We start from the raw sequence: 6,824 nt of genomic DNA, 5'->3' as shown, positions 1-6,824 counted from the left end.
ACAATGAACAAGGATGCTATTGCGACTAAGCAGGCGCAGTTGTCTAAAAAATAGGGAAGCTGGTATTTCAGCTTCCCTATTTTTTGCTTGATTTCTTAATGGCAAAAACGGCTTTTTCAGGGCCGACTAATTATCTCTTCGTTAGCTCCTACAGAATCGACAAAGTATCCCCTTTGCCAGAAGTGGCTACCCCAGAGTTTCTTCTTTCTCAGGTACGGAAATTTGGCAAAAAGCTTTATCGCTGTTCTACCTTTTACAAATCCTACTAGCTCCGAAACGCTCAAGCTCGGAGGCGTTCTCACCACCAAATGAACGTGATCTATCTGAACGTTCAACTCGACTATTCGGCATTTCTTCATGCTGCAAAATACATGGATACAACGGTAAACCTCCTTTGCAACATTACCCTTCAGTATTTTAAATCTGTATTTCGGGGTCCAAACTATATGGTACTGACAGCGATAAAATACATGCGATGATGAATCATATCTGCTCATGCTATTTACTCCTTCGATTTGCTGGTAACAAACGAGGACAGTATCTAGCATGAGCTCTTTACGGGCTTAGCCCCGATTTAACGATCACCACCTCCATAGGAGGTGGTTTAAGACTGACAATAAAAAGTGCCGAGCTTGAGCTCGGCACTTTTTTAATTGTTCAATGTGTAGCGTCTTTGGTTACATCACACACTCTTTTGCCGCTTTGGCTTTCTCTACACCTTTCTCAATTAAAGATTGAGTATCTTCGCTGCCAATCGCTGACATAAACTTGTTCAGCAGCTTTTCTGCCGTACTTTCAGAAGTGGCGTCAACCAAGCAAGCGTAAGAGTTCGCCACTTTTTCCTGAACGTCCGCAACGACACCTGCATTCGTCAAATCAGCGGTGAGTGCTTCTTCCATCGACTCAGTAAACTCTTTGGCATACGCTGTCGCGTTCTCCAGGGAATCCAAATTCAGCTCGCTCAAATCAACGGCATCGACTTTATCTTGAATGCTATCTACTGCGCTATTTGCCGCTTCTTGCGCTTTATCAATCGCCTCGTTGGCCTCTTCACAACCTGCCAGCGCGAAAACAATAGCCGCTGAAACAATCATCTTTTTCATCATAATCCGCCCACGTTGGGATAGTCTGCATACCTTCAATAAACACGCCATCTTAGTGCAAATCGTTTTACAATATAAGACGAATTTAGTACGCGAAACCTAGGGTCTGTTGACCTTTGGTGGTTAAATTTTGTTCTAGCTATAAGCGTTTTAGGCGCGGCGAGGTGTGTGCCGCCTAGTCATTCTAAGCAAATACACCTCAACAAAGCGTAAAACGCTTAGAGCAGAACCCTTCGGGCAGCGTTTGTGGGGAATTTCTGCTGCGTTATCGGCTTCTCATGTAGGCTAGCTACACATCGAAGCCTCTGCCTTGCATAAAACCCCCACAAACTGCTGCAAAAATCATCACAAAAGGTCAACAGCCCCCAGAAATTGTTTCGCTGTTTTTGTCACGGGCAAATTTTGGATTTACGACTAGATAAATCTGTTATCAAGTATTAGCGAACAAGATTTCCGCCTCAATTCCCAGTCAAGATTGTCAATAAACACAACGCCGTCACCCTGTCACAAACAAAGACTTAATTCGTTTCAAATGAGAAAGTCAACCTCAATGACAAGAACTTATCTTATTGTATTTAATGGTTAAATTATTTAATTTACCTTTTTCTCATTTATTGTAAACATAATATCAATGTTTTTGTTAACAATATAATTAATTATTGTTAACAATTTGGTGACTAATGAAAATCAGACTTATCAACCCAAATACCTCTGAGTCCATGACTATGAAAATGGGGAGCGCCGCGAGCAGTATTGCTTCAAACAGCACCCAAATTGTTGCCGTAACCCCAAAAGATGGCCCCGAATCAATTGAATCTCATTTTGACGAGGCGGTCAGCGTTTTCGGTGTGTTGGATGAAGTCAGGAAAGGAGAGCTAGAGCAAACGGATGCCTACATTGTCGCTTGCTTTGGCGATCCAGGTCTTTATGCCGCAAGAGAGACAACAAGGGCACCTGTTATCGGTATTGCAGAAGCGTCGTTTCACATGGCAACAATGATCAGTTCACGCTTCTCTGTGGTCACCACATTATCAAGAACAAAAATCATTGCTGAGCATCTGCTGAAAAACTACGGATTTTCAGAGCACTGTAGACGTGTTCGTGCAGCCGACATACCCGTCTTGGACCTCGAGAAAGATGATGGAGGTCGCACTCTGGACATCATCATTTCTGAATGCTTGCGCGCGAAAAAAGAGGACGAGATAGGCGCCATTGTTCTTGGATGTGGGGGTATGGCAGACCTGACTCCAATTATCAGCAAAGAAGTTGGTATCCCAGTGATAGAAGGCGTAACCGCCGCTGTGAAATTAGCGGAGAGTTTAATTTCTCTCAATCTGACCACCAGCAAATATGGTGACTGGGCGTTTCCCCCGCAAAAGACACTCAAGGGCAGCGTACACAGCCTATCTATCACAGATTCTTATCAACAGCTTAATCGTCGATATATTTCCTCATGAAGTGTTAACCTTTTTAAATAAGGAGAAGTAAATGCACAGCTCAGATATCAAGGAAGGCGGAGCAAACTCTACGGCAACGAAAGCCGTAGGAGAAGAATCATTAGCCCCACAAGACACGAGAATAATGGGTCGTCTCTCATACTTTCTCGCTTGGTTTGGTGGGTGCGTGTCTATCGGCACATTTGCTATGGGTTCTAGTATCGTTGGTACGCTCAACCTATTGCAGACCTCACTAGCAATAGGCATCGGGTGCTTTGTTATTGGTATAGCTCTCGCTATCAATGGGGAAGCTGGCTACAAATACGGCATACCCTTTATGGTACAGGCAAGGTCCGCTTTTGGGTTTACAGGAACTCGTTTACCCGGCGTCGTAAGAGCAGTTCCTGCCATTGTATGGTATGGCTTTCAATCTTGGGTTGGCGCGGGTGCACTGAACGCTGTGTCAGCAACGCTCTTTGGTTACGACAACATGGTGATGTACTTTGTACTCTTCCAGTTCCTCCAGATTGGCCTGTCAATATTCGGTTTCCAAGGCATCAAATGGCTCGAAAACATTGGTAGCGGGTTTATCCTGATCTCGCTTGTCTATATGTTCTTTAGTGTGATCAACAAATACGGGGATGAAATCACGACGAACCTCGTCAACATTGAAGGCACTTGGGGCGTTGAGTTCTGGAGCGCGACCATGCTGTTTCTCGGCATATACAGCACAATGATGTTGAACGTCAGTGACTATTCCCGTGAACTCGAAAAAGGGACCGGCAAAAGGCTTCTCACGACAATCTATGCGATGTCCATTCTACCCTGCACTTTGTTTATGGGGCTGATAGGTTTAATGGTCTCAGGAGCAACCGGTGTCTCGGACCCTATCATGGTATTTTCGAGCGCGGTCGACAACAAACCTCTTTTAATTATCACTCTACTGTTCATCGCCTTTGCTCAAGTCACCACCAATGTCCTCAATAATGTTGTCCCACCGACGTACATCTTGATGGATATGTTTAAGATGAAGTTTAAAACAGCGACCATCGTTGTTGGACTCGCTGCATTTGCAACTTTTCCTTGGGAACTTATCAAAGAGGAATCAGCAGCAGGACTTCAACTGTTTGTTCAGACGTATTCTGCATTCCTCGGGCCGATTTTCGCTGTACTTGCTGTCGACTATTACATTCTGCGTAATCGCACTTTGAATATTGAGTTGCTCTATGATGAGCATGGGCCCTATGCCGGCATAAACTGGGCAGCAGTGATCGCTTCAGGTATTGGCGTTATTTTTGCGTTAATGTTCTCATCAGTATCTTGGTATGCGAGTTTGATTCCTGCGGGGCTCTCATACTATTTACTGATGACTCAGTGGGATGCTTGTAAGCGGTTCAGGGAATAATTTGAGTTTCTTGATGGGGATGACAATTGTCAGGTGAAGCAATTGTCCCCTGTCCTGTTGGTCTTTGGGGGTTGTTAGCCCCCCTTTTTACGACCTATAGAAAAACATCTCGTAGCCCAGCGCTGCCATCATCCTCATCCGTCAACTTCAACTGGGATTCAATCGCTAACAAATGTATTTCCATTAACTCAGCAGCCTTTTCACCATCGCCTTCACTTAAAGCAGCAATCAACTCATCGTGATCACACTGCAACCCTAATGAGCTCGGTAAAGTTTGTTTTTTATAAAGCGAGATAATAAGAGACGTTCTAAAAATGACTTCGCGGAGTAATTCTGTCAAAACACTTTTTTCGGAAAGCTCACCGAGCAACAAATGAAACTCACCTGATAACCGAATACTTAACGCTTCTTCGCCCGCTTTTTCTGCCTGATGCTCCTTATCAACATGGTTTTCCAGTATGGCTTTCTTTTCTTTGTTGAAAGACTTCGCCAGCTCCAAAACGATGTTCTTTTCAATCAATCTGCGCGCTTCGAAGACTTCCTTCGCCTCTCGGATATCTGGCTTGGCAACAAAAGCACCACTGTTAGGCACAATATTCACCAGTTTTTTGATCGCCAACCGCTGTAAAACAGTTCGAACGGTTCCTCGGCTTGCATCGAACACTTCGCACATTTCTTCTTCCTTGAGGCGAACCCCAGGTGCAAGCTTACGCTCGAAAATGGCCAACAAAACTTTATCGTATATGGCTTCAGCAGGATTGCGTTTTTGTTGATTTGATTTTTGATTTTGCATCTGTACAAAGTTACTCGGGTGCTAATCATTTAGTCCATAAATAATAATCGGTTAATGCTGACTAGTGTGTAGCATCGTTGGGCAAGCAAGCCATTTTTTCTCCCGAACTTTATGCCTCTATAAACGCACGCTACTTTTAAGCCTGAAACATCCGAATTCGAGCACCTTCAGGTTGCTTGAATGCACCTAATCAGATTAGTCAACGAAGTCTAAACACTGCAATTTGGACTTACCTTGATAAAAAAGTCGGATGAAATACATTTCCAACTCATTGTCCATGTCCAATCCCAGTGAATAGTCCCCTCCCACCAGCTCTTCGACGGCCGATTGCCAGAAGCCCAAAACATCAATGTTTTCTTTCATAATTCGGATTTGCCAGTCGCCGAGTCGCTGATCTAACGCTGCAGCCAACGCTTTTTTGCCTAACCCTTTGCCTTTGAATTTACGCAAGACGAAAAACTGATCGATATCCCACACAGCAATGTTGGGTGGATAACGACGAACCAGCACAAAGCCGGCTAATTCACCATCAGACAGAATAAAATACGGATGGTGATCATCACGAAGCCAATACGGATTAAGAGTTTCGGATTTGAAGGCATATTTACCGTCACTATCAAGGCTTAGCCCTAAAGGTTGTGAAAACTCATACACATAGTAGGAAAACAGATTCTCCAGAACATGCCGCTCCCGGATATCAATAAGCTTGAGAGAAACTGTCATTCGCATTCCACCCTAAAGTGGACAATCGGCCATTTATTCACTGTACCGACGACCGTTTTTACGTACTGGCCACCATTGGCTTTGATGATCTTTTGAGAAGCGAGTTTGTCTTCATCATCCGTCAACCAAAAGTGACTGCAAGGTACAACACCTTCCCGAAGATTGATCCCTTTAGACTCATCAAACAAGCTTTGAACGTAGCCAGAAAAATCTATTTTAGACGCCTGATAGTAATCAGCATTTTCTGGATCATTCTTTGAAAAGTCATCGCAAAAGGCGTGAAATGCTTTTTCATATCCCGATGATGGGGTTACCAATTTCATCGTACTCTCTTTTTGTTAAACAACATCCAGACAAGTTTTTACTGAACAGCAAGTAAAAGGGATTGTCGATTCATGCTACATCAAATTGCGTTAGAAATCGGATATATACCAACAACAAGGAGCCCAGCCGTATGCTGGGCTTCATAAATGTTGAATGGACTATTTTGTCGCGGTTTTGCTGATCGCACCAAGTACCTTAGACACTTTCTCCAGCACCTTTTCACAACCTTCCATGTTATGGCGCTCTTTCAGATACATTGGGTCGTTGTAGATTAGCCAAACATTGTTTTGCGCGTCTTGGCTAATCAGCATTTTTTGTGGCAAATCTATCGCCACGCTTTGCGCACATTGCATAAGAGGCGTGCCAACCTTTGGATTACCAAAGATGATGACTTCTGTAGGACGTAGTTCCATACTCACTTTCTCGGCGTTAGCAGCATGATTAATGCGTGCAAACTGGGTGAGTCCTTTTTCCTTCAAAAAACCTTCAATATTATCCGCCGTTTGGGCAACAGAATGCGCACTTTGTATTTTGATCAACCCGTTATCGGCATGCACTGAAAATGCCACCATCATTGAAGCCACCGCAGCCACTACATATTTTTTCATTGTCGTTTTCCTTTCTCTGTTTCTGTTCTAACTTTTCCGTTCATACACAGATATGAAAACTCGCCTAAAAATTACAATCAGCTACCTGATTTGTCGGCCCTGCCACAAATAAAAAAACTCAACGAGGTTTCCCCCGTTGAGCGCGTATCAATCGTATCGCTAATAACCAGTGGCAGTGGTCAACGACACATTGGTGTATGAATTCTGCTAACTACTTAATCGCGTCTTTACTTCACCAAAGTGCCAAAACTGTTTGCTTGTACGTTCAATGTTGTTCCATCACTGAATCGCACGGTCTTGACTACAGAAGTGGCCCCCAATTTTCGGACATGACTTTAAGTGATTGATCTGTTTTGATAGTCCCCAGAAAGACTGGAGCAGATGATGACAAGAAAACGTAGAAACCACTCACCCGAATTTAAAGCGAAGGTG

Annotated in this window: 8 protein-coding genes; 2 read left to right on the top strand and 6 right to left on the bottom strand. The window is 43.8% G+C overall.

Features of this window, described 5'->3' with window-relative positions; genetic code table 11:
- Window positions 1–116: 116 nt before the first annotated feature.
- On the bottom strand, window positions 117–497 hold the full coding sequence (tnpA, locus tag GMA8713_RS24840) for an IS200/IS605 family transposase (RefSeq protein WP_062715261.1): 381 nt from the start codon (window positions 495–497) through the stop codon (window positions 117–119).
- 180 nt (window positions 498–677) lie between these two features.
- The gene (locus GMA8713_RS24835; RefSeq protein ID WP_062715263.1) at window positions 678–1,103 is read right to left on the bottom strand and encodes a hypothetical protein; all 426 of its coding nucleotides are present in this window, start codon (window positions 1,101–1,103) and stop codon (window positions 678–680) included.
- Between the two features lie 680 nt (window positions 1,104–1,783).
- Between GMA8713_RS24835 and GMA8713_RS24830 the strand changes: the two genes are divergently transcribed.
- Window positions 1,784–2,560 carry an aspartate/glutamate racemase family protein gene (locus GMA8713_RS24830; protein ID WP_084387836.1) on the top strand — a complete coding sequence of 259 codons (777 nt, stop codon included), beginning with the start codon at window positions 1,784–1,786 and terminating at the stop codon, window positions 2,558–2,560.
- A gap of 31 nt (window positions 2,561–2,591) precedes the next feature.
- Window positions 2,592–3,944 carry an NCS1 family transporter gene (locus GMA8713_RS24825; protein ID WP_062715254.1) on the top strand — a complete coding sequence of 451 codons (1,353 nt, stop codon included), beginning with the start codon at window positions 2,592–2,594 and terminating at the stop codon, window positions 3,942–3,944.
- 94 nt (window positions 3,945–4,038) lie between these two features.
- Here GMA8713_RS24825 and GMA8713_RS24820 read toward each other — a convergent pair whose 3' ends face one another.
- The 4 genes from GMA8713_RS24820 to GMA8713_RS24805 all read right to left on the bottom strand — a co-directional run bounded on the left by GMA8713_RS24820 (window position 4,039) and on the right by GMA8713_RS24805 (window position 6,392).
- Window positions 4,039–4,737 carry a GntR family transcriptional regulator gene (locus GMA8713_RS24820; RefSeq protein ID WP_062715252.1) on the bottom strand — a complete coding sequence of 233 codons (699 nt, stop codon included), beginning with the start codon at window positions 4,735–4,737 and terminating at the stop codon, window positions 4,039–4,041.
- 195 nt (window positions 4,738–4,932) lie between these two features.
- Window positions 4,933–5,460 carry a GNAT family N-acetyltransferase gene (locus tag GMA8713_RS24815; protein ID WP_062715250.1) on the bottom strand — a complete coding sequence of 176 codons (528 nt, stop codon included), beginning with the start codon at window positions 5,458–5,460 and terminating at the stop codon, window positions 4,933–4,935.
- Entirely contained in the window at window positions 5,457–5,783 is a 327-nt protein-coding gene (locus GMA8713_RS24810) for a GNAT family N-acetyltransferase (RefSeq protein WP_062715248.1), read from the bottom strand. The genes GMA8713_RS24815 and GMA8713_RS24810 overlap by 4 nt, the downstream gene beginning before the upstream one ends.
- Window positions 5,784–5,942: 159 nt before the next feature.
- Entirely contained in the window at window positions 5,943–6,392 is a 450-nt protein-coding gene (locus GMA8713_RS24805) for a DUF302 domain-containing protein (RefSeq protein WP_062715247.1), read from the bottom strand.
- Window positions 6,393–6,824 lie beyond the last annotated feature (432 nt).

The sequence above is a fragment of the Grimontia marina genome, from assembly GCF_900060185.1.
GTDB classification, from domain to species: domain Bacteria; phylum Pseudomonadota; class Gammaproteobacteria; order Enterobacterales; family Vibrionaceae; genus Enterovibrio; species Enterovibrio marinus.
Note: the sequence above shows the minus strand (reverse complement) of the source record. Positions and strands in the feature narration are given on the sequence as shown.

Excerpts from the sequence above, each read along its gene's own strand:
- tnpA (WP_062715261.1), bottom strand. The coding sequence starts at position 497 with ATGAGCAGATATGATTCATCATCGCATGTATTTTATCGCTGTCAGTAC.
- GMA8713_RS24835 (WP_062715263.1), bottom strand. The coding sequence starts at position 1,103 with ATGAAAAAGATGATTGTTTCAGCGGCTATTGTTTTCGCGCTGGCAGGT.
- GMA8713_RS24830 (WP_084387836.1), top strand. The coding sequence starts at position 1,784 with ATGAAAATCAGACTTATCAACCCAAATACCTCTGAGTCCATGACTATG.
- GMA8713_RS24825 (WP_062715254.1), top strand. The coding sequence starts at position 2,592 with ATGCACAGCTCAGATATCAAGGAAGGCGGAGCAAACTCTACGGCAACG.
- GMA8713_RS24820 (WP_062715252.1), bottom strand. The coding sequence starts at position 4,737 with ATGCAAAATCAAAAATCAAATCAACAAAAACGCAATCCTGCTGAAGCC.
- GMA8713_RS24815 (WP_062715250.1), bottom strand. The coding sequence starts at position 5,460 with ATGACAGTTTCTCTCAAGCTTATTGATATCCGGGAGCGGCATGTTCTG.
- GMA8713_RS24810 (WP_062715248.1), bottom strand. The coding sequence starts at position 5,783 with ATGAAATTGGTAACCCCATCATCGGGATATGAAAAAGCATTTCACGCC.
- GMA8713_RS24805 (WP_062715247.1), bottom strand. The coding sequence starts at position 6,392 with ATGAAAAAATATGTAGTGGCTGCGGTGGCTTCAATGATGGTGGCATTT.